Here is a 25,536-nt window from a genome sequence, read left to right on the forward strand (position 1 = left end):
ACTAAGAATTGGTTAGTGTGCAGCTAACCAATTTTCTCCCTCACCTATTTCTACTTCAATGGGAACAGATGTCTTAATTGCTGTCCTCATTCGATGCGTAATAATCTCTTTCATCACTTCCACCTCACTCTTTAACACATCGAACACAAGCTCATCATGAACTTGCATAGTCATTTTAGACTGCAAGCCTTTCTCCTGAATATCCCTGTGGATATTGATCATAGCCACCTTAATCATATCCGCTGCTGATCCCTGAATGGGTGCATTGATTGCATTTCGTTCCGCGAAACCCCGCACAGTCTGGTTTGCTGAATTGATGTCTCTTAAATAACGTCGCCTGCCTAGAATCGTTTCCACAAAACCATTCTCCCTCGCAAAGTTCATGGTATCGGCCATGTACCTTTTAATTCCAGGGTACTGAGCAAAATACTGTTCAATGATCTCTGCTGCCTCTTTACGTGGAATCCCAAGGTTCTGAGAAAGTCCAAAGGCCGACTGACCATATATAATTCCAAAGTTCACAGCTTTTGCATTCCGTCGTTGAGTTGAGGTCACTTCTTCAATCCCAATCCCATATACTCTGGCTGCAGTCGCCGTATGAATGTCAATACCGTTGTTAAACGCATATAGCATGTTTTCTTCTTTGCTGATATCAGCAATAATCCGAAGCTCTATCTGGGAATAATCGGCAGATAACAACACGTGGTTTTCATCGCGGGGAATAAACGCCTTTCTTACTTCCCTACCACGTTCAGTACGGATAGGTATATTTTGTAAATTTGGATTGTTAGAGCTTAGCCTTCCCGTAGCGGCTACAGCCTGATTGTAACTGGTGTGTACACGACCTGTTTTAGGGTTAACCAATAACGGCAAGGCGTCCACATAAGTTGACTTCAGTTTCTGCAACTGACGGAAATCCAGGATGTCTTTTACCACGTCACTCTTTCCAGAAAGTGCCATCAAAACATCTTCACCAGTCTGATACTGACCTGTCTTTGTCTTCTTAGCTTTAGGATCAAGGCAGAGCTTATCAAAAAGTACCTCTCCCAATTGTTTAGGGGAGGCAAGATTGAAAGTTACCCCACACTTCTCGTACACAGTTTGTTCAAACTTCCTGATCTCTATTTCTAGTTCTTTGGAGTAATTGATTAGGGTGTCCATATCTATACGAACGCCTTCCTTCTCAATATCTGCCAGCACATAGATCAATGGATTTTCTACATCAGTCGCCAATTGCTCCGCGTTCAATTCTCTAAGCATCGGCTCAAAAACCTCTGCAAGCTGAAGAGTTACATCGGCATCTTCCGCCGCATAGTCAACTACCTTTTCAACAGGAACATCTCGCATTGTGCCCTGGTTCTTCCCTTTAGCGCCAATCAGCGTAGTGATAGATATCGGAGCATAGCTAAGGTAGTTCTCAGACAACAGATCCATATTGTGCCGGGTATCCGGATCAATCAGGTAATGCGCAAGCATCGTATCAAAAAGCCTTCCTTTAATATTTATACCGTACCACTTAAGGATTAGCATGTCGTATTTAATGTTCTGCCCTATTTTAACTATATTTTCACTTTCCCAAACCGGTCTGAACTCCATAATGATCAGCATTGCTTCTTCTCTTACGCTGGATAAAGGAATGTAATAACCCTCTCCCGGCTTGATGCAAAACGATAGACCGACCAAATCAGCAAGATTAGCATCAGTGCCTGTCGTTTCCGTATCAAAAGATATGCGTTCCTGTTGCAGTAGTAGATCAATCAACCACTTTCTGCCTTCCGGAGTATCAACGAGCTTATAATCATGAGCAGTGTTTTCTATGGTTTTAATCTCCCGTGCTTCTTCAAACATCTCAGGGGTAGCCACAAACACCTTCGTTGTTGATTCAGGTTGTATGGCTGTGTTACCAAAGAGATCAAACTGCGAGGTAACCTGTCCTTTCGAATCTGTAACATTGAAATCTTCCCCGAACACCCGTCTACCGATTGTGCGGAACTCTAACTCAGTAAACAACGGTTCCAAGAGCTCCCTGCTTGGTTCTTCCAGCAAAAGTGCGCGCTCATCAAATTCAACCGGAACATTAAGTATTATCGTTGCTAGTTTCTTAGAAACCATGGCTTGGTCTGCGAAGTTCTGAACGTTCTCCCGCAGTTTACCTTTAAGTTCGTGCGCATTGGCGATGATGTTCTCGATAGAACCGTACTGCTTGATCAAGAGCTTAGAGGTCTTTTCGCCAACACCGGGAACGCCAGGAATATTATCAACTGCATCACCCCATAAGCCAAGAATGTCGATCACCTGTTCTACATGTTCAATTTCCCACTTATCAAGAACTTCATTAACACCCATGATCTCCATATCATTCCCCATTCTCGCGGGTTTGTAAACGAAAATGTTTTCTGATACCAATTGTGCGAAATCCTTATCCGGGGTCATGCAAAACACCTGAAATCCTTGTCTTTCCCCCTCCTTTGCCATGGTGCCAATAATATCATCTGCTTCAAAGCCATCCATAGTGATCACAGGGATGTTGAAGCCTTCAATAAGCTTAAATATATAGGGTAAGGCTGCCGAAAGGTCTTCCGGCATTGCTTGACGGTGGGCTTTATAGGCCGCGAAATCCAGGTGTCTTTCCGTTGGTGCATCGGTATCAAATACCACGGCAATGTGACTAGGCTGTTCTTTTCTTATTACTTCCATCAAAGTATTGGCAAAACCCATTACTGCTGAAGTATTGATCCCTGTTGAAGTGAATCGCGGGCTTTTGCTTAGGGCAAAATGAGCTCTGTAAATGAGCGCCATGCCATCAAGAAGGAAGAGTTTTTTCATACTTATGTGATTTCTATTGCGAGTATAAAGGTAAGAATCATTCACTGATAATATTGTTCAAATGCTTATATTCATGGATCGTTATTAAAACCAAAATTTACCTAAAAGCTCTTAAAATGAAAAGAATTCTCGCCCTCCTCTTTGTCGCAGCTGCTACTGCAACTCAGGCCCAAACACCTTCTCCAGAACTACTGAACTACTTGACTTTTACCGGCCTAAAGACGGAAGTGAAAGCAGATTACGGTACAGCCGAAAATCCCTTACCTTCCGGAGCATTTGAAAATATAGCCGATCGAGCTGCCATACAAACGCAAATGCGTAAACTAAAAAACAGTTACCGCTGGCCCGACGGTTCAGCACTTGATTTCTCTAAAAGAGGAAGTATGAACGGTAAAACAGGCATAGTAGATGTGTACACCATAGTAAAAGCCGATGGGAAGGATACCGTACGTTTATATGTTGATCCCTACCACCATTCAGAAAATTATTATGTCCCTAAAGGGTTTGTGGCGCTCACAGGTAAATTGTTGGCCAAAGAACTGGCTCCGATGGTACAAATTGCCGAAGAACTCTACGCTGCACCAGATGCCCTGATGCTGAAGGAAAGTGCAAGCCAGCTATACGGCATGCTCACAAAACAGATAGGAACTGAGCTATTTCTCGATGCGGAGTTTGTAGATCCAATCCTTAAGGACAAAGAAGTCGACATACAACTAGGGGGATATCTTCTTAAAACCTATGTCGCCACCAAGTTTCTTGCACATGCAAAGAACATTAAAGACCCTAAGCAGTACGCCGCAAAAGAGCTGAAAGATAATTTCTTAAAGTTTACGGCCCTACATCCCGAAGTTAAGTACGGAAGCCTGAAAGACACGCTTAAATAATATTTTGCTGCTTGTTATACAAGTAGAATGGAATCTCCGTTATTTGGGTATGTTTAAAACGATACGCATCTTTTCTTTACTACTCCTCTTTGCAGCAATCCCTTTCTTCCTCCAGGCCCAAGACGCCGTTGTTATCTCTGAAGGCAACTTCCTTAGAGGAACGATAAAGGGAACTAGTCTATCTACAGTCGTGTTAAAAAAAGAGGATGAGGCAATCGTCATGTTCAAAGCCAAAGACATCAAAGAATTCCTTTGGAACGGAGAGACTTTTGCAAGTAAGCCTATCGTAATCGGCAAAAATCTCGAATACCGCTTTTTTAAGGTTATCGAGCTTGGAGCCGTAAACCTATATGCGATTGGAGGAGAGGTCCCAGTTGAAGAGCCCGTTCAAAAACGAGCCAAAATAAGACCATCTTTTGGCATTGGTGGTGGCACCGGAGGTTTTGGAGGTGTAGGCATGGGTGCTGGGATAAGTTTGGGAGGAGGCAGAAACAATGCCACTCTACCTTCCAAAGCAGTGATGCCAATAACTTACTTTATCGAGAAGTTCGGTACTGGTCCCATGCAAGAAATCCTGGTGGATAATGGATCTGCCGCAGCAAGAACTCCGGTAATCAAATCCATACTCCTTCAGAAATTAACCGGCGACGATGCCCTTTCTAATAAGATTAAGGCAACCGAAGTCATGGATGCAAAACTATTGGTATCCCTGATTTCTGCTTACAACGCAGGGAAAAAGTAACTTATCGGGCAATGCAATCCAGGCGGTGATCATTCACCATACCAGTAGCCTGCATATGCGCATAACAGATCGTTGTCCCAAAGAATTTAAACCCTCTCTTTTTCATGTCTTTGCTAATTGCATCAGAGATCTCCGTTCTTGCCGGAACATCTCCCATACTTTGAACGGGATTCTGAAGCGGCTTTTTATCTGGCAGAAAGCCCCACATGAAATCAGAAAATGAGCCATACTCTTTCTGAATTTCCGTAAATAATTTCGCATTCTTAATAGCCGAATTAATCTTCAGTTGATTTCTGATAATGCCTGGATCATTGAGCAAACGCTCGACATCTTGCTCATCGAAAGCCGCTACCTTTACCACATCAAAATCAGCAAAGGCCGTTCTGTAGGTTTCTCTCCTTCTTAAGATAGTGATCCAGCTTAGACCCGCCTGCGCACCTTCCAAAATCAGGAATTCAAACAAAGTCTTGTCGTCGTAAACAGGCTTACCCCACTCTTCATCATGATATTTTATATATAAGGGGTCCGACCCACACCAGCTACAACGTACCTTCGACTCTTCTTTAATTGCTTCCATATTTATCATTTTATGCTTAGAGCTCCCACATTTGATCCTAAAAGACACTTTACCCAACGCTTTCCCACCGAATCATAAAAAGATCCCATCTATTTAGGGATCAATCTAACACATTCAAGTATTGATCATAGAAAGACAGTTCTATAAATTGTTAAAGCTTATCCAAAGCGAACTGAATATAATTTATATTCTTATCGTGTTTTAAATAAATGCGTTCGTAATGTGTTTTAATGGAGAGAAGCTCATCATAAAATTCAGACTTATACAAGTGATCTGTCATTTTAAAACAAGAAAGTCCCAATTCTTCTACCTTTTCCACCGTATATAGATATAAATCATCGTTGTCGGTCTTCAGGTTTACCTTTCCTTCCGACTTAAGGAAGTGCTTATATTTCGCTAGAAAACCTGGATAGGTCAATCGCTTTTTCTCCCTGCTCTCCTGTGGCTGGGGGTCCGGGAAAGTGATCCATATTTCGTCAACTTCATCCTTTCCAAAATACTCCATGATGTCTTCTATCTGTATTCTTAAGAAAGCAAGATTGGCAATTCCCTCATCCACACCAGTACGGGCACCTCTCCAGATTCTATTGCCCTTAAGATCAATGCCGATAAAATTCTTTTGTGGGAATAGCTTCGCCAGATTAAGGGCATACTCCCCTTTACCACAAGCCAACTCCAGCACAATTGGGTTGTCATTCTTAAAATGATCCTTGCCCCAGTTGCCTTTAAGCACCTTACCTTCTTCCATCTGATATACATTTGGAAAGGTATCTATCTCTGCAAACTTTCTTAATTTGTCTTTACCCACGCGCGTTTATTAAATTGAATGGGTACAAACTTAAAGAAATTGTTATGCTACTGTACATTCCCGCTTAAAAATTAATGGCGAACGATAGGTGGAATTGATATCTTTGAAAAAGTAAATAACAATAAACTATATGACTCTAGTACAGCTGGAATATATTGTAGCCGTAGATACCTATCGAAGCTTTGTAGGCGCTGCCGAAAAATGTTTTGTGACTCAACCAACGCTAAGTATGCAAGTACAGAAACTGGAAGAAATGCTCAGTGTGAAGATCTTTGATCGCAGTAAGCAACCAGTCACTCCAACTGAGATCGGTGCACAAATCATTGACCAGGCCCGTATTATCCTGCAGGAAAGCCTCAAGGTAAAAGAGTTGATCAGCAGTCAGCAACAGGATGTCGTCGGCGAACTAAAGGTCGGAATCATTCCTACGGTCGCCCCTTACCTATTACCTAAGGTGATTGCTGCAATGATGGAGAAGTATCCGGATCTCAACCTTTTGATTTGGGAATATACAACGGAAGACATTATTCATCATCTGAAAACCGGAGTATTGGATTGCGGTATTCTTGCCACACCTTTAGCCGACACAGCCATTCAGGAGACGCCACTTTACTACGAAAACTTTGTGACTTATATCAGCAAGAATAGCAAGTTGTTTAAAAAGAAAACGATTGATGCGGATGACCTGGAAGATGAAAATATCTGGCTCTTAAATGAAGGCCATTGTATGCGGTCTCAGGTATTGAACATTTGTCGCTCTACCAGACAAAACCGCCTTCAGGGATTAACGTACAACACAGGTAGTGTAGAAACGCTGATTAGAATGGTCGACATAAATAATGGGGCTACCTTATTACCTGAACTGGCCCTGGAAGAATTGAGCAATAAACAGCTAAGTAAGGTCCGCTACTTTAAATCACCGGAACCAGTGAGAGAGATCAGTATTGTGACCCACAAAAACTTCATCAAGAAGCGTACGCTTAACGCGTTTAAAGAAGAAATCTTGGCTGTCATTCCGAAGACCATGCGCCAAAAAAAGAAAAAGGACATTATTGGAATTTAGTATGAATAGAGTCTTTGCCCATATCTTAATAACCCTTTGTTTTATCTATGGATGTAAATCCGCGGGTAATGGTGATCGTGAATCGAAAAAAGCAATTGTAGCGCCCGACTGCAGTAGCAATCTGCCCAAGCGGTTCGGCGTGATGCCATCGAAATCGGCAATAAAACAGGGAATAAGCATTGATACAGGAATGGTTTGGATCCCGGACTCTAAAGACCAGACAGGGTTCTGGATGGATGAAACTGAGGTAACAAATGCCCAGTTCACCAAATTTGTCAAGGCCACCAACTTTATAACTACCTCAGAACGTGTTCCTAAATGGGAGGATTTGCAAAAGCAACTGCCACCGGGAACACCAAAACCGCCTGACAGTGTCTTTGTAGCTGCTTCACTAGTATTTCAGGCGCCAACACAAGCTGTCAACGTCAATAACTCAGGCGGATGGTGGGTTTGGACGAAAGGTGCAAGCTGGAACCATCCCCAAGGCCCTAAAAGCTCGCTCAAAAGCATTGGTAATCTCCCGGTAGTACATGTTTCCTGGCAAGATGCAGTTGCTTACAGCAAATGGGCGGGTAAGCGTCTCCCTACTGCTGCCGAATGGGAAAGAGCTGCTCATGCTGGTGATCAAAAATCTAAATTTCCATGGGGCAATGAAGATATTGACCAGGCGAAAGCAAAAGCCAATACCTGGCAGGGAGACTTTCCTTACGCCAACACCAACCGTGATGGCTTTTATCGCGCCGCACCTGTGGCTTCATTTCCCGCTAATAGTTATGGTCTGTACGACCTTGCCGGCAACGTTTGGGAATGGTGTGCCGATGATGAACATGGCGAAAAAGTAGTCAAAGGCGGCTCCTTCCTTTGCAACGCTTCCTATTGCGAAGGATACCGTATCGATAAGAAAATGACTAGTTCCGCAGATACCGGCTTGGAACATACCGGCTTCCGCTGTGTAAAATAATTCTTGTATCTTCCTAAACAATATAAGTGATATGAAGCCCTTTATCCTCAAAAAAACTTTTATAGGCCTTATTATTTTGGCCATTGCTGCACCCTTCTCTGCGTTTGCAACTAAGCCTAAACCAAAAGCCGACAAGCGTCCCAACATCATTGTGATTTTAGCCGATGACCTTGGCTATTCAGATCTAGGTTGCTATGGTGGCGAGATCAAAACCCCAAACCTGGATAAGATTGCCAAACAAGGAATTCAGTTCAAACAATTCTATAACGTTTCCAGATGCTGTCCAACCCGCGCCTCTTTACTTACCGGATTATACAACCATGACGCCGGAATTGGGGCAATGACCACGCCACAAAACGATTCAGGCTACAGAGGTTACCTCGGTAAAAATACAGTAACCATCGCCGAAGTTTTAAAGGGTGCAGGCTATCGCACAGCGATGACAGGTAAATGGCATGTATCTAACACGATTGTACAGCCAAAACAACAGGACCAAATGGACTGGCTAAATCATAAAACGGAACATCCACTGTTTTCACCGATAGACCAATACCCAACTAGCAGAGGCTTTGAAAAGTTTTACGGAACGATCTGGGGAGTCGTTGATTTCTTTGATCCTTTTAGTCTTGTTGAAGGGACAAAACCTATAACTACAGTTCCAAAAAATCATTACCAGACTGATGCGATTAACGATAAAGCATCAGAATACATTCGTGAATTTGTAAAGGGTGATGCTCCATTCTTTCTTTATGTCGCTCACAATGCGCCACATTGGCCACTCCAGGCGCTACCTGAGGACATTGAGAAATACAAAGACACCTACAAAATGGGGTGGCAAGCGATTAGAAAGGCACGTTATCAAAAGATGGCCAAACTTGGCATTATTGATACGACCGTAACAAAGCTTTCCGACCGCAACCCAGCCGATAAGCTTTGGGCAGACAACCCAACAAAGGAGTTCGACGCAAGGGCAATGGCAGTTCACGCTGCTATGATCGATCGCATGGATCAGGGTATAGGTAGAATGCTGAAAACGCTTGAACAGACCGGCGAGATGGACAACACCATCATTGTGTTTTTGAGCGACAATGGTGCCAGTGCAGAGCTCAGCGAAGGGTACGGCCCAGGTTTTGATCGTCCGAATCAAACCAGAACAGGACAACGGGTTTCTTACAATAGAAATGAAGGTGTTATGCCAGGTGGTCAGAACAGCTTCTTTTCAATCGGCCCAAACTGGGCCAACGTGGCGAACACACCTTTCCGACTATGGAAATCCCAATCTATGGAAGGGGGCATACATACGCCTATGATCGTTTCCTGGCCAGCAGGCATAAAAACTAAGGGGGTTAAAACAGATCAAATGGGGCACGTGATGGACTTCATGGCAACGTTTCTCGAGGTATCAGGCGTAAAGTACCCCAAAACATTTAACGGAAATGCGATCTCCCCCCTGGAGGGACAAAGCCTTGCGGCTGTTTTCAAAGGGAAATTGGTTACCGGTGACAGGGCATTATTTAATGAGCACGAAGGCAGTAAATATGAACGGTACCAGAACTGGAAAATGGTAGTAGCGGGGCCTGATAGAAACTGGAGGTTATTCAATATGGCAGAAGATCAATCTGAGATAAAGAACCTGGCAGCTCAGTATCCCGAAAAGGTGGCTCAACTAACTAAAATGTGGGATGACTGGGCAGTTAAACATCATGTTTTACCTAAGCCCTAAAAATAAACTGAAAGTCCAATAATTAGATTTAACTTTAAAGATAACATACTCATTCAAAATGCCGACAACCTCTAGTTAAGAGGCAGATATGGTCTTAATTGACAGGGACCCGACAGGGACATAACAGGGAGGTAACAGGGAGATAACAGGGACGTTGCCCCTACCGACTCCCTGTTAACTCCGAATTAATTGCCTGTTACCTGTGGGTTACCTAAAAGCCTCTGCCGACTTGATTCCAAAGGTCCTATAGACTGCTTGCTCATACGTTATAAAGACAAAGAGGCCGTATCATCTAATATGATACGGCCTCTTTTATAATTGGTGACTTTTAGTGGTTACTATTTAGCTTTTTTAAAGCGATCAGCAACTGCATCCCAGTTAACTACATTCCAAAATGCGGCGATATAGTCTGGTCTTCTGTTTTGATATTTTAGATAATAAGCATGTTCCCAAACGTCCATTCCGAGAATTGGAGTTCCCTTTACTTCAGCAATATCCATCAAAGGACTATCTTGATTGGGAGTGGAAGAAACCACTAATTTGCCATCAGCACCAACACTTAACCAAGCCCATCCTGAACCGAAACGCGTAGTGCCTGCTTCAGCGAATTTAGTTTTAAAGTCTGCGAATGAACCGAAAGCAGCAGTGATTGCTTCAGCAAGGTCACCCTTAGGCTCACCGCCTTTGTTTGGACCAATAACCTGCCAAAACAACGAGTGGTTATAGTGACCACCACCATTGTTTCTAACTGCTGGTGGAAACTTTGATATATTTTTAACAACTTCCTCGATACTCTGAGTCGCCTCTGGTTTACCTTCTAATGCTTTATTTAGATTGGTAACATAAGCCTGATGGTGTTTACCATGGTGAATCTCCATAGTAGTTTTATCGATATGCGGTTCTAATGCGTCTGTTGCGTAAGGTAACGCCGGTAATTCAAAAGCCATGTGATATGTTTTAGGTTTAAAAAATTATTTCTAATGCAAACTAAGGTAATTTAACCTGCATTGTTCCTAACAAATATAACAACAATTTATCCTCTTTTGTTCTGGAAAAACTTCGTCATCAGGGCTCCGCAAGCCTCTTCAAGCACACCTGCTTTGAGTACTGTTTTAGGATGGAGTAAGCCAACTCCTTTGCCAATAAAGCCCCTTTTCGGCTCCCGGGCACCATAGACGATTTTGCCGATCTGAGTCCAGTAACTTGCGCCTGCACACATCACGCAAGGTTCAATTGTGACGTATAAAGTACAATCGCGCAAATACTTTCCGCCAAGTGTTTGAGCCGCCGCCGTTAATGCCTGCATCTCTGCATGGGCAGTAACGTCATTAAGCTGCTCGGTTAAATTATAGCCCCTCCCAACTATGCGTCCTTTACAAACTACAATGGCCCCAATTGGAATCTCCTCAGCATCGTAAGCTTTTTTAGCTTCCAGCAACGCAAGATTCATAAAGTGCTGATCTTCCGCTTGCGGATCATTCTCTTCAGAAAAATTGTAAAAACTCATAATTCAAAGATAAGACTATATCATTTTACTTCCATTAGGAACTGTACCGGCCAGTGCCGTTAACACGATATCTCCGTTTGCATCGGCAAATCCGGTAACTAAAAATTCTGACATAAACTTTCCAATCTGCTTCTTTGGAAAATTCACCACCCCAACGATTTGTTTTCCTACCAATTCCTCCATTGTGTAGTGACTCGTGATCTGCGCACTACTCATACGGATGCCATGCTCACCGAAATCCACTCTCAACTTATAAGCAGGCTTACGCGCTTCAGGAAACTCGAGTACTTCCAGTATCGTACCTGCTCTCAATTCAATTTTCTCAAAATCATTCCAGGTTATCTCTTCCATAACATATTAGCGAGTAACAAAGCTACAACTTCCCTTCCCTCTTTTCCCCTTTCCCTTCTTTTCCCCTCTCCCTTCTTTTCCCCTCTCCCTTCTTTTCCAAAAAATTCAGCTTCTCCTCGTCGGCCTAGGAAATTTTGCACTTCTTCAGTGCAAAAGATTCCAGCCGCAGAGGAGAACGCTTAATTTTTCTATTACTTTTGCACCATGATCGATATCATCCTTAAAAAAGGCAAAGAAAAAGCCGCCATTCTTCGCCACCCCTGGATATTCTCAGGTGCGTTAGACAAGATTAAAGGCAGCCCTGCAAATGGCGAAATCGTAGCAGTATGGTCTGCTAGCCAGGAATTTCTTGCCTATGGATATTTCAACGACCAGTCCAGAGTTGCCTTGCGATTAATGGAATGGGATCAGAATGTAACGATCGACGAGTCCTGGTACGCTCAAAGGCTTGAAAAGGCCATCGCTTCAAGAGCCCGCCTATTGAATGAAAACACCAATACCTGCAGACTCGTGTTTAGCGAAGCAGACCTGCTACCGGGGTTGATTGTCGACAAATATGCCGACTTCCTTTCGGTTCAAATACTTAGTGCAGGCATAGAAAACAATAAGGAAACGATCATCAACATCCTCAGGAATATACTTAACCCAAAAGGGATATTTGATAAGAGTGATGCAGGTGCGAGAAAGCATGAGAACCTGGAGCCCGCAGAAGGCTTGCTTTGGGGAGAACAGCCACCTGAATTCATTGAAGTGAAAGAAAACGGTATTGTCTATCATATTAATATTGCAGAGGGGCAAAAGTCTGGCTTCTACTGCGACCAACGTGACAACAGAGAGATATTAGCCGCTTACACTACGGGTAAAACGGTTTTAGACTGCTTTTGCTATAGTGGAGGTTTTACTTTAAATAGTTTGAAGGCGGGAGCATCACACGTAACTAGTGTGGACAGCTCGGCACTGGCGATTGAAACTTTAAGACATAACCTTGGACTGAACGGCTTTTCTGAATCTCTGCAGAGCAGTATACAATCTGACGTGAACAAGCAATTGCGCGTGTTCAAAGAAGAGAACCAGAAGTTCGGTGTACTGGTATTGGATCCACCAAAGTTTGCTCCTTCACGATCGGCGTTAGACCGTGCGGCAAGGGCTTATAAAGACTTGAACAGACTGGGAATGCTGTTGTTAGAACCAGGAGGAATTTTGGCTACTTTTTCATGTTCCGGAGCGGTAGATATGGAAACGTTTAAGCAGATCATTGCATGGGCAGCGCTGGATGCCGGCAGAGAGGTTCAAATTATTAAGCAGTTTCACCAGCCGGAAGATCATCCTATAAGGATGTCTTTTCCAGAAGGAGAATATCTTAAAGGATTACTGCTAAGGGTGCTATAGGACTAGTCTTCGGGAAGTTTATCATATTCGCCTTTGAAAGCATAATATCCGAAGATCACTAATCCGGCACTTATGGGTATGAATATAAACAGAATAATTCCCCATTGAAGGGCGGTATTCGTTTTTGCTACGCCCTCTGCGGCTAAGCTTACCTTGTCCATCGCCTGGAAAAACAGGAAAATGATAGCCGCCGGTCCCAACACCATCCAGAATATGCCTAATCCTTTTTTTAATGCGTTCATCTTTCTTTAATTAATTGTTGCCTTCACCGTGATCGGGTTTTTTATTGGACAGATAGATTGCTCCGATAACGAAGCTTAATGCGGCAATCCCTATCGGGTACCATAGCCCTGATAAGGGTGTTGAGCCGGAGAAACTTGCAATCAGCGTAGCGATAAATGGTACCAGTCCGCCGAAGACACCATTACCCACATGGTAAGGCAGGGACATTGACGTGTACCTGATCTTTGTTGGAAATAGCTCTACTAAAAAGGCTGCTATCGGCCCATATACCATGGTAACGAGCAATATTTGGAAGAATACCAGGCCTACAAATTTCCAGAAGACAGCAGTAGATAGCTTTTTATCTTTATAAATATCTGGCGGAATCAGAGAGATCTTATTGGGATCCTCGTACTTGGTGAACGATTGAACCTGCGTGTAGGAACCTCCGCTCTTTAGCGAAATAATGGAGGTTGCCATCATCAGCGTATCGCTTGTATTGTCGATTTGTGTTCGCGTAATTATGGGCTCAGAAACAGATGCGATGTCTTGCGCGGTTACCTTAGTAACGTCGGTTTCATCCAGGAACACCTGATAAATAGGGCGGTAAAAGATAATCCCCAGGAGCATCCCTGTAAGCATGATCCACTTTCGACCCACCTTATCACTCCAGGAACCAAAGATGACAAAGAATGGTGTGGCAAAGGCGATACCCCACAAAAGGATATACCTGGAATCATTGAAATCGACTTTACACGTATTCTCTATAAAGGATTGCGCATAAAATTGACCGGTGTACCAGATCACCCCCTGGCCCATTGTTGCTCCAAACAACGCAAGCAATACCATTTTGAAGTTCGCTTTATTACTGAAGCTCTCCTTCAACGGGTTTTTTGACACCTTACCCTCTGTTTTCAGCTTGGTAAACATGGGGGACTCGTGCATTTTCATGCGGATATAGATCGAAACCCCTACTAACAATATAGACAATAGAAATGGTACTCTCCAGCCCCAATCAGCGAACGCTTCTGCGCCTAAAAGTTTCTTGGTGACGACAATGATTCCAAGGGAGAGGAATAAACCACCGGTTGCAGTAGTCTGGATCCAACTAGTGAAGAAGCCTCGTTTATTAGCCGGAGCATGCTCGGCAACGTAAGTTGCCGCGCCACCATATTCGCCACCCAGTGCAAGCCCTTGGACCAATCTCAAAATAAGTACTAGAATTGGCGCCGCATAACCGATGCTGGAATAAGAAGGTATCAAACCAATTAGGAAAGTGGATCCTCCCATTAAAACAAGCGTCAAAAGGAAGGTATACTTTCTACCAATAAGATCACCTAAGCGACCGAAAACTAAGGCACCAAAAGGCCTCACAATGAAACCTGCAGCAAAGATGGCTAGGGTATTTATTAAGGCCGAAGCACCAGCATCCGCAGGGAAAAGTTGCGCGCCAATAATAGTGGCAAGGCTTCCAAAAATATAGAAATCATACCATTCTATTAACGTACCGAGCGAAGAGGCTCCTATGACTTTAAAAATGCTGTTCTGCTGCGGTTCAGTACTCATTAACGTGGATCTATTTGGCTATGAAAATAAATCTACACTTTATTATGAAAACTACTGCTCTTCCTTAAAATAAACTTTATAGTAATTCATTGACCTATCATCGTCGAAACCCTTTTCGATCAGGTCTTTATCTCCATGGATGTAAATGTGAAAGTTCTTATCCAGCTTGATGATGCTTTTGTAAACCCTCGCCTGCTTTTTTACCGCAGCACCTGAAATGTCAAAACTATCTGGTATAGCGGCATCGAACTCTTCTTCAAAGTTCTTCTTGTAATTTTTAAAGGACGAAATACCTTCTTCATTTCCAATCACCTCATTGGAGAATTCATCTAAATCAAAGCTTTCTTTCTCTTTGAAATATTTCATTGACTTGTTCAACAGGTCGATCTTATCGGCCTTTGAAATCTCAAAGTCTTGATCCAGCTGCTCAGTGACAAAGTTCTTGTAAACGCCAAGCACGTTATTGGTCTGGTTGAAACTATCATTCCTGGTTTTTAGCTTCAGGAACTCATCTTTCCAGTAGACCGCTTCAGCACTTCGATTGGTTTGGTCTATTACTGCTACGCGGAAACCCTCCTCTTTATCGGTGTTGAAGATCAGGCATCCCTTATCCAGCTTATTAATATTGATGGCGCCTTCCTCATAACTCAGTCCGAAGCCATCATTTTCAGGATATACTTTCAGATAGGTCTCCTTCGTTTCAGATTTGAATATGCCAATTGCATCATGAAGCTCTCCGTCTATCTGAACATTTTCAAAGAAAGCTACATAAAGCTCACCAGCTTTGATCTTTGGATGTCCGGATACTTCATAGAGGTACTTTGCCAGCTCCTTGCTGTTATTATGAAACTTTTCTCCGTTTTCAAATATTTCAGCAGCAAAATGATAAACCTCGTTTAAGTTGAGGTCTGTATTGGGATGGAAAAAACGGTAAACTTCATTGGTTTTTTCAAAAGGACTTAAGAAATATTGCTGGAGCAAGTTGCGAAGCAGGTTTTCTTTCAGTGCAATCGATTGTTCAGACAATACATAGAACTCGTCCTGAGACTTGTTACCAATCCTATGGACTGACAGTTCGGCCATTGAAGCCTCAAAAAATGAAATCATACGTTGTTATTAGACCTTCTTGTCTTGTTTTGGTGAATCTTTAAGATGAACGGGGTCTTTTTTCGGACCAGTCATTTTAAGATTTAGCATTTCTACCAGTACTGAGAAAGCCATGGCAAAATAAATATATCCTTTAGGAATGTGTTGATCCAGCCCTTCCGCCAATAATGACACGCCAATTAATAACAAGAACGACAGTGCTAACATTTTAACTGTGGGGTGGTTGTTGACGAAGTCGCTAATCGTCGACGCAGAGACCATCATAATTCCTACAGCAATAACAACTGCTGCAACCATGATTTCAATATGGTCGGCCATACCGACCGCCGTAATTACAGAATCCAGCGAGAATACTACATCTAGTATCAGGATCTGAACAATAATTCCTGCAAAAGATTGAACTTTTCCTTTGATAGTATCCTCTTCTTCACCTTCTAGTTTATTATGGATCTCATGTGTACTTTTATAGATCAAGAACAACCCTCCGATGATCAGGATCAGGTCTCTTCCAGAGATGGCCATCTTCTCCAGCCACTCTTTATTAGTTACTCCAATGATATCCCCAATATTAAATAATGGATCCGTAAGTCTCATCACCCAACTTAGTGACAAAAGCAGCAATACACGTGTAAACATGGCAAGTCCCAAACCAACTGTACGTGCCCTTTTCTGTTGATCGGCAGGTAATTTTCCTGCCAGGATAGAGATAAATACAATGTTATCTATACCTAAAACGATCTCTAGAATCGTTAAGGTAAGGAGTGAGATCCAGGCTTCGGGACTGCTTAAAAATTCCATGTAGTAGTTTTGTTGCCCGCTAAGATAAAAAAAAGCTTGCTGATTACTCAACAAGCTTCTATCGTATTTGGTTTGTACGTTCTACTTAATTGTAACTGAGCCGTAATCAGATTTGATTTTTACTGTTGCGCTTCCCCCGTTACCTATCTTACCGTTATAATCTTTAGTTGATGAATAGTCTTTGGTATCATTTAGCAATTTTGCGGTCACGCGATCTGCATACTTAAAAGATGCATAACTGGTATGAACATCAAGGTCTGCATGATAATTACTGCTGAAGCCCAAAGCTATTGCGACATACTGGCCGTCAACGTTCAATGTTTTACAAGCATTGCTAATTTCTCCAACGCTGAGTTTGTTATAATCCATATCAAACCTTCCATCGCCATTTAACGAACCAACGCTGACACTTGTGTATTGGGATCTCAGATTAAGTTTACCTACTGATCCAATGGCGAGGCTGTTGTATTGTTGTTCAATATTTCCATTACCACGAATGGTTGCAATGTTGACATTGGAATATTGAACATCAAGATTTAAGTTATCTACGCTACCTATGTTTACGCCTGATCCGTACTGCTGCTTAATGGTGGCATTGCCTTTTATGGTTGTGATCTTTACCCCGGCATATTGTGTATTCAAGTCTATTGTATTTACGGTTCCAATGGTAACTGTAGAGCCGTATTGTTGTTTGATCACCGCTCCATTAAGATTCTGTACACTGCAGTTTCCGTATTGAACAGATATATAATTGTTCGAGTTTGTGAGATCCTGTGCTGTAAAATTGCCATATTGAACTTTGGCATATAGCGCACCAGAAAGATCGCCCATAGTTACGTTTCCATAAGTTTGTGATAAGGTAAGCGCGTTTGCTGCAGGCATACTCACGACGTAGTTAATGCGCACCTCTCTTCTCCAATTTTTGCCGTTGCGTCTCCCGTTGCCCCAGTTTCCATTTTCCTGAACCATTTTTGTCCTGTAGGAGATCTGATCGCCTGATTTTGAAGCTTCAATGCTTACCTGATCCAATAACTTCTGAGCTTCCTCATCTGTGTTACTGTAAGACTTAATATCGACATCTACCTGTATCTCCTTTCTATCCCATACTTTTATTTGAATGGAGCCATACTGGTTGCTCAACACGATTTTATCACTTTGATCTGCTGGAAAACTCTTACTAAAAGTTTTCGATCGCATAGGCCCATCTTCATTTTGGTACAGCGATACAGTTGTACTACTGGTATTTGCAACTACCGTCTGGGTTTGAGAAACCGCCTGACTTACTAAGAAGCATAGGATTGCTGTTAATCTGATTACATTATTCATATTCTATTCTCCTTTTTAATCTCTTCCACCTGATAAATTATTGTTAATTGTTGATTGATAACTTCTAGCTGAAGCTCTAAATTCTTTACCATTGCCTTTACGATCAACCTTCGATTAGGGCTGTTTTGTAACTCTTGTTTTAAGCGTTCATAATCAGCATCCAGCTTTTCGAGATCGGCGCTAAACTGTTTATAAAGGGCTGGATTCTCCTTTCCAAATACCTCAAGGCTGTCTTTCTTCTCTTCGATTAAGCTTGCAAAGCGCATTTCCTTTCTGGCGTAAAGGGGGTTAACATCAGCTATGCTAACTTCCTGTGGACGATTATGATAGGTATAAAAAAAACTGATGCTCATGATAGCGATAAGGGATGCGGCAATACCTATCCATACCTGCAGCCTTAAAGGCTTTTTTATTTTCTGTTCATCTAACTGATTTGCAATTCTACCCCACAGTTCCTCCGATGGTGAATCAAGATCAAACTCTCGTCTTTGACCTTTAACGTAATCTTCTAATTTTTTGCTCATCTTACCCTCTTTTCTTTTCTATTAAGCTATTTAACTTCATTTTGGCCCTCATGTACTGCGACCTGGATGTATTCTCCGAGATCTTTAAAATATGCGAGATCTCTTCATGATCATACCCTTCAAAGAGGTATAATGTTAATACAACCCTGTAACCATCTGGAAGCTGTGCCACGGCTTTCCTGATTTCCTCTACCTGGTATTGTAGATCTTCTTCGATGTGCGGTACTTCATCAGGTAGATCAACACCATCAAGACTAACAAATTCTGCTTTTCGTTTACGTAATTGATTGATGGATTTGTTAATCACAATCTGCTTTAGCCACAAGCCAAAAGTTGTTTCTTCCCTAAACGATTCCAAACGTGTAAATGCATCTAAAAAAGCTTCCTGTAAAACGTCTTCCGCTTCATCATCATCGTTAACAATTCTAAGGACAACATTATACATAGCTTTTGTATACAACTTGTACAACTCAAATTGTGCCTTCCGGTTTCCCTTCCTGCATGCTGATACCAGCTCGACATGTTTGTCTACGTATACGGTTTCCAATGTTGTTTCAATCGTTAGTTTAAAAGCAATTTGCAGTCATTCTATATGCCACCATCGTCATGCTAGCCAGATCGTCATATAAGTCACTCTCGTCATGCCGGCTCAGGCCTCACTAGTTCTCCCTTTCTCTTCCGAGATCTTGAGATAAACTCAAGATGACGGGAGGCGAGGCATAGCCAACTCCAGACTCTATTGTCAGCCTATTCCGAATCTCTGTTTTCTATAAGACATGCTGCTTATTGAAACGTTGCATGCTGCCTTAGAAATTTTAATATACCAAGTAAAATCAGTAGCTGCTGAAATATGTGGTTCAAAATCAATATTTTTGCCGCTTAATAAATTTAAGATGTTAAGAACAACTACTTGCGGTGCTTTATCTATAGAGAACTTAGGGGAAAATGTAGTCTTGTGCGGCTGGGTGCAGAAATCAAGAGACTTAGGTGGAATGACCTTTATAGACATCAGGGATAGGTACGGCATCACGCAGTTGGTTTTCAACATGGATGATAATACGGATCTGTGTGAAATGGCAAGGAGCCTTGGTCGTGAGTTTGTTATCAAAGCAAGCGGCTTCGTAGTTGAGCGTTCCAATAAAAATTTAAAGATGGCAACTGGTGAAGTGGAGATTAAGATCACTTCCCTTGAGATATTAAATGCTGCCAAATTACCTCCTTTTATGATAGAGGATGAGACTGATGGTGGTGATGATTTAAGAATGAAATACCGTTACCTCGATCTTCGTCGCAACCCTATTAGAAATAATATGGTCTTGCGACACAGGATGGCACAATCAGTTCGCAGATACCTGGATGCGCTCGACTTCATTGAAGTTGAAACTCCAGTATTGATTAAATCTACTCCAGAGGGTGCACGTGACTTCGTTGTCCCAAGTAGAATGAATGCTGGCGAATTTTACGCTCTGCCACAGTCGCCACAGACTTTTAAGCAGCTTTTAATGGTTTCTGGATTTGACAGGTACTTCCAGATCGTGAAATGCTTTAGAGATGAGGATCTACGCGCCGACAGACAGCCGGAGTTCACTCAGATTGACTGTGAGATGTCGTTTATTGAGCAAGAAGATATTCTAAATACGTTTGAAGGATTGATCAGAACGTTGTTTAAAGAGATCAAAGATATAGACCTTCCTGAGGTTCCGAGAATGCAATATGCGGATGCGATGCGTTTGTATGGTTCTGATAAGCCTGATACACGTTTTGACATGGCTTTTGTGGAACTTACAGATGTGGTTAAGTGCAAAGATTTCCCCATATTTGACAATGCCGAGCTTGTCATTGGAATTAACGCTTCGGGATGTGCCAATTATACGCGTAAGCAGGTTGATGAGTTGACAGATTTCATTAAACGTCCGCAAATAGGTGCAACCGGATTAATTTACTTAAGGCATAATGGAGATGGTTCACTTAAGTCTTCAGTTGATAAGTTTTATAGCGAAGAAGAGCTGCAAAAGTGGTCATCTGCCTTAAATACTCAGCCGGGCGATCTCGTATTGATCATGGCTGGAGCTAAAGATAGGGTGCGCAAACAACTTAGCGAACTGCGTTTAGAAATGGGAACCAGACTCGGGCTTCGTGACAAAAACAAGTTTAGCGCGTTATGGGTATTAGATTTCCCATTATTGGAATGGGATGAGGAATCCGGAAGGTTCCATGCAATGCACCATCCATTTACCTCCCCTAAGCCGGAAGATATAGACATGCTTGATACTAATCCAGCAGAGGTAAGAGCAAACGCTTATGATATGGTAGTTAATGGAACTGAAATTGGTGGGGGTTCAATAAGAATTCACGACAGAGCGTTACAAGCTTTAATGTTTAAGCACTTAGGCTTTTCTACAGAAGAGGCGCAAAAGCAATTTGGATTCTTGATGGATGCCTTTGAGTTCGGCGCTCCGCCACATGGTGGAATTGCATTTGGCTTTGATAGACTCTGTTCGATTTTTGCAGGTCTGGATAGCATAAGAGACGTAATCGCATTCCCTAAAAACAATTCGGGAAGAGACGTGATGATCGATAGTCCGTCTACTATAGATGAGAAACAATTAAAGGAGTTAAAGATTCAAACTGCCTTATAACAAAAAAGGGAACCTAAATGGTTCCCTTTTTTTATTAAAAGCTTTCCCTATCAGGGGGAATGCTATAGTCTATAGGGCGTGGCGCCTGTATCAATTTCTGTTTCTTTTTAGAACCGCCAAACCATGATTTCACCTTATGGAACATTCCTGTGAGGTGTTCTGCGTCAAGAGACTGTCCAACCTTTCCCGAGGCAAGTCCAACAAGCGCTTTGGTAATGAAACCTGAGCCCCTAAATATTGTACTATTCATCAATAGAGGAAGCGCTAATGACATCACTTTACCGCTGATATTAAGTTGCTCATCTGCTTTCTTGAAATTTGAAGGCGTAGCATACTTTTTTATCAGGTTAGCGGGTTTATATTGTTGCAGATAGATCTTTGCATCACCAACAAGTTCCTCACCCTGAATTTGTTGTCGAATCTGAAGGCTACCCATTTCAGCACGAAGTTCATCAAGATTGCTGATGTTATACTTTTTGTTTATCGTCTTCATCCTTATCTGCCATTTTGTTAAAGTAATTCTTGATTGTAAAGTTTATGATGGCCTTCTCAATATACTTGTCTTTGGTAAAATAAACGATAAGTGCCAGAAAAAGATAAATAAGTGCAACACACCCAAAACCCTGAGTAAAACTACCAAATACATCTGATAGAAATAATGCCAGGGTTAATGTCGCAAACAAAAATGCCAGTAAGAAACACACGACCACTAAGACATTAGTAACCACATCCGCAAAGATCTTTGAGACCTTTTCAACGAGATATAGTCGGGTGTACTCAACTTTGGTGTCTAAGTAGGACTTAGCATCAACGTATAAATCTTCAATACTTTTTTCTTTATGTTCTTGCATTACTTTACCTTTTTATGGTTGTTATGCGTGCTCATTCTCATCTGCAAACTCTTCTTCTGCCGGCTGAAGTTTACTTTTAACTGAAGTAACCACTTTATCTTTGAAGGCTGATAAGTTATTTATTTCATCTGCAGCTCTATCTTTTATAGACTCGCTCAGGTCTTTAAGCGACTGGCTTAATTTATCTCTAGTCTCAGTTCCTTTTTCTGGAGCAAAAAGCAAACCTAATGCTGCACCTGCAGCTAAACCTGCTAATAAACCTACTAATACTTTTGAATTATCATTCATAACTTTGCTTTTTTATGGTTAATACTAAACTGTAATCTTGGGAATTTATGCATTTATAACTAGTCGTGCTCGGAAATTGTTTTAATTCTTTCCAATCTGCCTGATGCCATGGCGCTTGTTTCATAGATCTTAATGAGCAAAATAAACCATGATAAAAGCAGTGGGCCGAAGACAAGTCCAAGGATTCCGAATAGGGGGATGCCGATAACTACGCCCAATACGGTGATTACCGGGTGTATATTTCCTACTCTCTTTGCGATCATAAAGCGCAAGACGTTATCAATGTTGATAATTACAACAAAACCAAAGATCAGCATTGCCCAACCTGCGAAATTATTGCCGTTAGCAAGCTGAAGAAGAGCTGCCGGAACAAAGACTATGGGAGGACCAAGAACAGGAACGAACGAAATAAATGTGGTTACAACTCCCCAGAATACAGGATCAGTATATCCCAAAAGGTAAAAACTGAGCCCAACGAGAGAACCCTGTACCAGAGCAATAAACCCCTGGCCTAATACATTTGCATAGGTGGTGTTGCGCATTTCTTCTGCGAAACGTTGAACATTTTGCTCTCTAAATGGGGCGTATTTAATAAGAGCCTGTTCAAACGCTTCCATCTGAACGAGCATAAAGAACAGTAAGAAGTACATTAGTAACAGTCCCAGCACTATGTTGAAGGCTCCTGAGATGATAGAAGGAAAAAGTTCCGTGGCCCATGTACCAGCCTTCTTTAGACCGTCTTCTACCAGGCTCTGGACATCCCCATTAACAGGTACAAGATGTTTTACCTTCTCCAACATTGTTTTTAAATAGGCTGGATTATTCTGCAGTTCAGCAATCTTCTCCAGCACCATACTGCTTAGCGCATAAAACGGAAGGATCAAAACAATAACTGAAATGAGAAGCAATAGAACCGCTGAAAAGTTCTTATTCCATGATCGTACTTCTACTAAGTAAATATAGCCGGGTCTTAAAATGGTATATAAAACAAGTGTGCTTAATATGGATCCAAAAATACCCTGCAAGGAATACGCAATTAAGCATCCAAGTGCTACAATGATTAGTAGGGTGATGTTGTTTCTTTGCTTATAACTAAATATGGACATACCTGTTAACTTTAGCTATGTGTCGAGATTAATAGCTCTCATCTTATTATATAACGTTTTTCTATCTATATTAAGAATCTTGGCTGCTTTAGTTTTATTGAAGTTTACCTCTCTTAAAACTTTAAGGATGGTATCATACTCGGCTTCCATGGCAGCGTTCTTTAAATCTCTTGGCTTTTCCAGCTTTACTATCGAATTTTCAATAACTGAAGCTTTGGCATAGGTGGAAATTTCAAGCGGAAGCGCCTTAAGCTGGATCTCCTGAGTTTCCGTAAGTAAAGTAGCTCTTCTTACTACATTCTTTAACTCTCTGACGTTACCAGGCCAGTTGTAAGTCATGAAGCATTGAACCACCTCTTCTGAAAAGGATTGGACGCTCCTGTTAAGTTCCTGATTTGCGACATTTAAAAAAGTATGGGCAAACACCATAATATCCTTGCCACGATAGCTCAATGGAGGAAGATCTATGGAGAATTCATTAAACCTATGGTAAAGATCTTCTCTGAAACGACCTTTTTGGATTGAGTGGCTGAGGTTTTCATTTGTCGCGACTATTATCCGTACATCCAGATCTATTTCTTTAGTACTTCCAATCCGCTTAATTTTACGCTCCTGCACTGTACGAAGTAACGCTGCCTGGATTTCGTAAGATAAATTACCTACTTCATCCAAAAAAAGAGTTCCCCCATTGGCCATCTCAAAATGACCGATCTTTGTATATAAGGCACCGGTAAAAGAGCCCTTCTCATGCCCGAAAAACTCACTTCCTGCAAGCTCTTTGGTCAACGACCCGCAGTCCATAGCCACGAAAGGGTTATCCCTACGGGGGCTATTTAAATGGATAGCCTTTGCAACCGACTCTTTGCCGGTACCACTTTCGCCGGTTAGAATCACGCTGTATGAAGTTGGTGCTACCAGCTGAATCTGCTTAAGTAATTCTTTTGACGCCGGACTTTGTCCAGCAACAAAATTATCCACCTGTATATAAGCTGGCTTAGCCAATTTATCTTTAGGGGGATCATTAACAACCTCTGCCTGATTTGCATTTAATGCAATTTGCGTCTCAATGGCCTTATTAATAGTATTAAGGATCTCATCCGGATACAATGGCTTAGTGATATAATCATATGCACCTAATTTGATGAGTTCAACGGCCAACTTGATATCAGAATAGCCCGTTATAATGATTACACCCGTGCCGGGAGACCGCTCTTTTATCTTGATCAGCATTTCCTTGCCATCAGTATCTTCCAATCTATAGTCACAAAGCACGAGGTCGTAAGTATCTCTTGAAAGATATTCCATCGCACTACTCCCAGTTGTAGCCGTTGATACGCTAAAATTGTTTCTGGTTAAAAATTTAGAAAGGAGTAGGCCGATGTTTACTTCATCATCTACAATCAATACTTTTCTCATATAACAGGGATGGGGGCTGATTATGAAATAAATATAGAAACATTTTATTACAATGGGCAAATCTTTCTACACTTGTATTTTAATGTCCTGAGAATACTGCTGCTCGTTTTTCAAGGAAAGCAGTTGTACCCTCTTTAAAATCCTGACTACTAAAACATCTTGCAAATTCTTGTATTTCTACTTCGAAACCGTCGACTCCTGAATTGGCCGATGCATTTATCGCTTTAATGGCACCTGCTACGGCAAGAGGGGCCCTCTTTTTAATTTTATTTAATATTTCTTCCGCTTTAATAATCAAAAATTCAGGAGCGACAACATAATTCACTAAGCCGATGCTTTCTGCCTGGGTTGCAGAAATCATTTCAGCAGTCGTGATGATTTCAATCGCCTTACCCTTACCAACGAGTTGGGTAAGTCGCTGTGTACCTCCATACCCCGGTATAAGACCCAAACTAACCTCTGGAAGACCCAGCTTAGCATTGTCGGAAGCAACTCTTATATGACAAGCCATTGCCAGCTCTAGCCCTCCGCCTAAGGCAAAGCCATTGATCGCGGCAACAACTGGTTTAGTTGACTGCTCAATCGCATTGAATACCGTCTCCTGACCATTCCGCGAAAGCTCCTCTGCCTGTATTTCATCAAAATCAGCAAACTCGGAAATATCTGCCCCGGCAACAAAAGCTTTAGGACCTGCACCAGTTAGCAAAATTCCCCTCACATCAGGATCAGACTGAGCCGCAGCAACAGCGGAAGCTAATTCCGACAATGTGTCTTTATTTAATGCGTTTAATTTGCTCTCCCGGTTGATTGTAATGTAAAGGATTTGTTCTCTTAGCTCAGAAGTGATATTTTGATAAGTCAT

At 42.0% G+C, this 25,536-nt stretch carries 26 protein-coding genes; 7 read left to right on the plus strand and 19 right to left on the minus strand.

Translation table 11 applies throughout. The annotated features are described in order from the left end of the window. Positions 1 to 12 precede the first annotated feature (12 nt). Complete coding sequence (gene polA / locus WKF66_RS01295) at positions 13 to 2,826, minus strand: DNA polymerase I (protein WP_489672590.1); 2,814 nt, start codon at positions 2,824 to 2,826, stop codon at positions 13 to 15. A 116-nt stretch (positions 2,827 to 2,942) separates the two neighbouring features. Here polA and WKF66_RS01300 point away from each other — a divergent pair, with 116 nt between their 5' ends. Together WKF66_RS01300 and WKF66_RS01305 are read left to right on the plus strand one after the other, a co-directional pair. After that, entirely contained in the window at positions 2,943 to 3,710 is a 768-nt protein-coding gene (locus WKF66_RS01300) for a hypothetical protein (protein WP_489672591.1), read from the plus strand. 49 nt (positions 3,711 to 3,759) lie between these two features. Then, positions 3,760 to 4,452 carry a hypothetical protein gene (locus tag WKF66_RS01305; protein ID WP_489672592.1) on the plus strand — a complete coding sequence of 231 codons (693 nt, stop codon included), beginning with the start codon at positions 3,760 to 3,762 and terminating at the stop codon, positions 4,450 to 4,452. Between the two features lies 1 nt (position 4,453). Here the strand turns inward: WKF66_RS01305 and WKF66_RS01310 are convergent, their stop codons facing one another. After that, positions 4,454 to 5,029 carry a DNA-3-methyladenine glycosylase I gene (locus tag WKF66_RS01310; protein WP_489672593.1) on the minus strand — a complete coding sequence of 192 codons (576 nt, stop codon included), beginning with the start codon at positions 5,027 to 5,029 and terminating at the stop codon, positions 4,454 to 4,456. 151 nt (positions 5,030 to 5,180) lie between these two features. Then, a complete protein-coding gene (gene trmB, locus WKF66_RS01315) occupies positions 5,181 to 5,837 on the minus strand; it encodes a tRNA (guanosine(46)-N7)-methyltransferase TrmB (RefSeq protein ID WP_489672594.1) in 657 nt (218 codons plus the stop codon). 130 nt (positions 5,838 to 5,967) lie between these two features. On the opposite strand from trmB, the gene WKF66_RS01320 reads away from it, so the two are divergent. From WKF66_RS01320 to WKF66_RS01330, 3 genes are read left to right on the plus strand one after another with little or no spacing between them, the layout of a single operon-like run. After that, positions 5,968 to 6,900, plus strand: coding sequence for a hydrogen peroxide-inducible genes activator (locus WKF66_RS01320; protein ID WP_489672595.1), 933 nt, complete (start codon positions 5,968 to 5,970; stop codon positions 6,898 to 6,900). 1 nt (position 6,901) lies between these two features. Beyond that, the gene (locus WKF66_RS01325) at positions 6,902 to 7,861 is read left to right on the plus strand and encodes an SUMF1/EgtB/PvdO family nonheme iron enzyme (RefSeq protein ID WP_489672596.1); all 960 of its coding nucleotides are present in this window, start codon (positions 6,902 to 6,904) and stop codon (positions 7,859 to 7,861) included. Between the two features lie 31 nt (positions 7,862 to 7,892). Continuing rightward, positions 7,893 to 9,584 carry an arylsulfatase gene (locus tag WKF66_RS01330; protein WP_489672597.1) on the plus strand — a complete coding sequence of 564 codons (1,692 nt, stop codon included), beginning with the start codon at positions 7,893 to 7,895 and terminating at the stop codon, positions 9,582 to 9,584. Between the two features lie 338 nt (positions 9,585 to 9,922). Here the strand turns inward: WKF66_RS01330 and WKF66_RS01335 are convergent, their stop codons facing one another. The 3 genes from WKF66_RS01335 to WKF66_RS01345 form a co-directional block, all read right to left on the minus strand. Further along, positions 9,923 to 10,531, minus strand: a complete 609-nt coding sequence (locus WKF66_RS01335; protein WP_489672598.1) for a superoxide dismutase — start codon at positions 10,529 to 10,531, stop codon at positions 9,923 to 9,925. Between the two features lie 86 nt (positions 10,532 to 10,617). Continuing rightward, a complete protein-coding gene (locus WKF66_RS01340) occupies positions 10,618 to 11,091 on the minus strand; it encodes a nucleoside deaminase (protein ID WP_489672599.1) in 474 nt (157 codons plus the stop codon). A gap of 15 nt (positions 11,092 to 11,106) precedes the next feature. Next, the gene (locus WKF66_RS01345) at positions 11,107 to 11,442 is read right to left on the minus strand and encodes a tRNA-binding protein (protein ID WP_489672600.1); all 336 of its coding nucleotides are present in this window, start codon (positions 11,440 to 11,442) and stop codon (positions 11,107 to 11,109) included. Positions 11,443 to 11,646: 204 nt separating this feature from the next. Here WKF66_RS01345 and WKF66_RS01350 point away from each other — a divergent pair, with 204 nt between their 5' ends. Further along, positions 11,647 to 12,831, plus strand: a complete 1,185-nt coding sequence (locus tag WKF66_RS01350; RefSeq protein WP_489672601.1) for a class I SAM-dependent rRNA methyltransferase — start codon at positions 11,647 to 11,649, stop codon at positions 12,829 to 12,831. A 2-nt stretch (positions 12,832 to 12,833) separates the two neighbouring features. Here WKF66_RS01350 and WKF66_RS01355 read toward each other — a convergent pair whose 3' ends face one another. The 7 genes from WKF66_RS01355 to WKF66_RS01385 form a co-directional block, all read right to left on the minus strand. Beyond that, a complete protein-coding gene (locus tag WKF66_RS01355; RefSeq protein ID WP_489672602.1) occupies positions 12,834 to 13,073 on the minus strand; it encodes a DUF6814 family protein in 240 nt (79 codons plus the stop codon). Positions 13,074 to 13,083: 10 nt separating this feature from the next. Further along, positions 13,084 to 14,619 carry an MFS transporter gene (locus tag WKF66_RS01360; protein WP_489672603.1) on the minus strand — a complete coding sequence of 512 codons (1,536 nt, stop codon included), beginning with the start codon at positions 14,617 to 14,619 and terminating at the stop codon, positions 13,084 to 13,086. A 51-nt stretch (positions 14,620 to 14,670) separates the two neighbouring features. After that, positions 14,671 to 15,726, minus strand: a complete 1,056-nt coding sequence (locus WKF66_RS01365) for a nucleoid-associated protein (RefSeq protein WP_489672604.1) — start codon at positions 15,724 to 15,726, stop codon at positions 14,671 to 14,673. A gap of 9 nt (positions 15,727 to 15,735) precedes the next feature. Continuing rightward, positions 15,736 to 16,524 (minus strand): TerC family protein, encoded by a 789-nt coding sequence (locus WKF66_RS01370; RefSeq protein ID WP_489672605.1) that lies wholly within the window; start codon positions 16,522 to 16,524, stop codon positions 15,736 to 15,738. 81 nt (positions 16,525 to 16,605) lie between these two features. Further along, complete coding sequence (locus WKF66_RS01375) at positions 16,606 to 17,850, minus strand: hypothetical protein (RefSeq protein WP_489672606.1); 1,245 nt, start codon at positions 17,848 to 17,850, stop codon at positions 16,606 to 16,608. After that, positions 17,847 to 18,374, minus strand: a complete 528-nt coding sequence (locus tag WKF66_RS01380) for a hypothetical protein (RefSeq protein WP_489672607.1) — start codon at positions 18,372 to 18,374, stop codon at positions 17,847 to 17,849. The genes WKF66_RS01375 and WKF66_RS01380 overlap by 4 nt, the downstream gene beginning before the upstream one ends. Before the next feature lies 1 nt (position 18,375). Beyond that, on the minus strand, positions 18,376 to 18,921 hold the full coding sequence (locus WKF66_RS01385; RefSeq protein WP_489672608.1) for an RNA polymerase sigma factor: 546 nt from the start codon (positions 18,919 to 18,921) through the stop codon (positions 18,376 to 18,378). A gap of 346 nt (positions 18,922 to 19,267) precedes the next feature. Between WKF66_RS01385 and aspS the strand changes: the two genes are divergently transcribed. After that, entirely contained in the window at positions 19,268 to 21,013 is a 1,746-nt protein-coding gene (gene aspS, locus WKF66_RS01390; RefSeq protein WP_489672609.1) for an aspartate--tRNA ligase, read from the plus strand. Positions 21,014 to 21,047: 34 nt separating this feature from the next. Here aspS and WKF66_RS01395 read toward each other — a convergent pair whose 3' ends face one another. The 6 genes from WKF66_RS01395 to WKF66_RS01420 all read right to left on the minus strand — a co-directional run bounded on the left by WKF66_RS01395 (position 21,048) and on the right by WKF66_RS01420 (position 25,536). After that, positions 21,048 to 21,506, minus strand: coding sequence for a hypothetical protein (locus tag WKF66_RS01395; RefSeq protein WP_489672610.1), 459 nt, complete (start codon positions 21,504 to 21,506; stop codon positions 21,048 to 21,050). Further along, positions 21,481 to 21,864 carry a phage holin family protein gene (locus WKF66_RS01400; RefSeq protein WP_489672611.1) on the minus strand — a complete coding sequence of 128 codons (384 nt, stop codon included), beginning with the start codon at positions 21,862 to 21,864 and terminating at the stop codon, positions 21,481 to 21,483. Before WKF66_RS01400 ends, WKF66_RS01395 begins: the two co-directional genes overlap by 26 nt. A gap of 21 nt (positions 21,865 to 21,885) precedes the next feature. Continuing rightward, the gene (locus WKF66_RS01405; RefSeq protein WP_489672612.1) at positions 21,886 to 22,152 is read right to left on the minus strand and encodes a YtxH domain-containing protein; all 267 of its coding nucleotides are present in this window, start codon (positions 22,150 to 22,152) and stop codon (positions 21,886 to 21,888) included. Positions 22,153 to 22,211: 59 nt separating this feature from the next. After that, entirely contained in the window at positions 22,212 to 23,258 is a 1,047-nt protein-coding gene (locus WKF66_RS01410; RefSeq protein WP_489672613.1) for an AI-2E family transporter, read from the minus strand. Between the two features lie 15 nt (positions 23,259 to 23,273). Next, complete coding sequence (locus WKF66_RS01415; protein ID WP_489672614.1) at positions 23,274 to 24,674, minus strand: sigma-54-dependent transcriptional regulator; 1,401 nt, start codon at positions 24,672 to 24,674, stop codon at positions 23,274 to 23,276. Positions 24,675 to 24,753: 79 nt separating this feature from the next. Next, entirely contained in the window at positions 24,754 to 25,536 is a 783-nt protein-coding gene (locus WKF66_RS01420; RefSeq protein ID WP_489672615.1) for an enoyl-CoA hydratase/isomerase family protein, read from the minus strand.

This window comes from Pedobacter sp., assembly GCF_037719805.1.
In the GTDB taxonomy this organism is placed as follows: Bacteria; Bacteroidota; Bacteroidia; order Sphingobacteriales; family Sphingobacteriaceae; genus Pedobacter.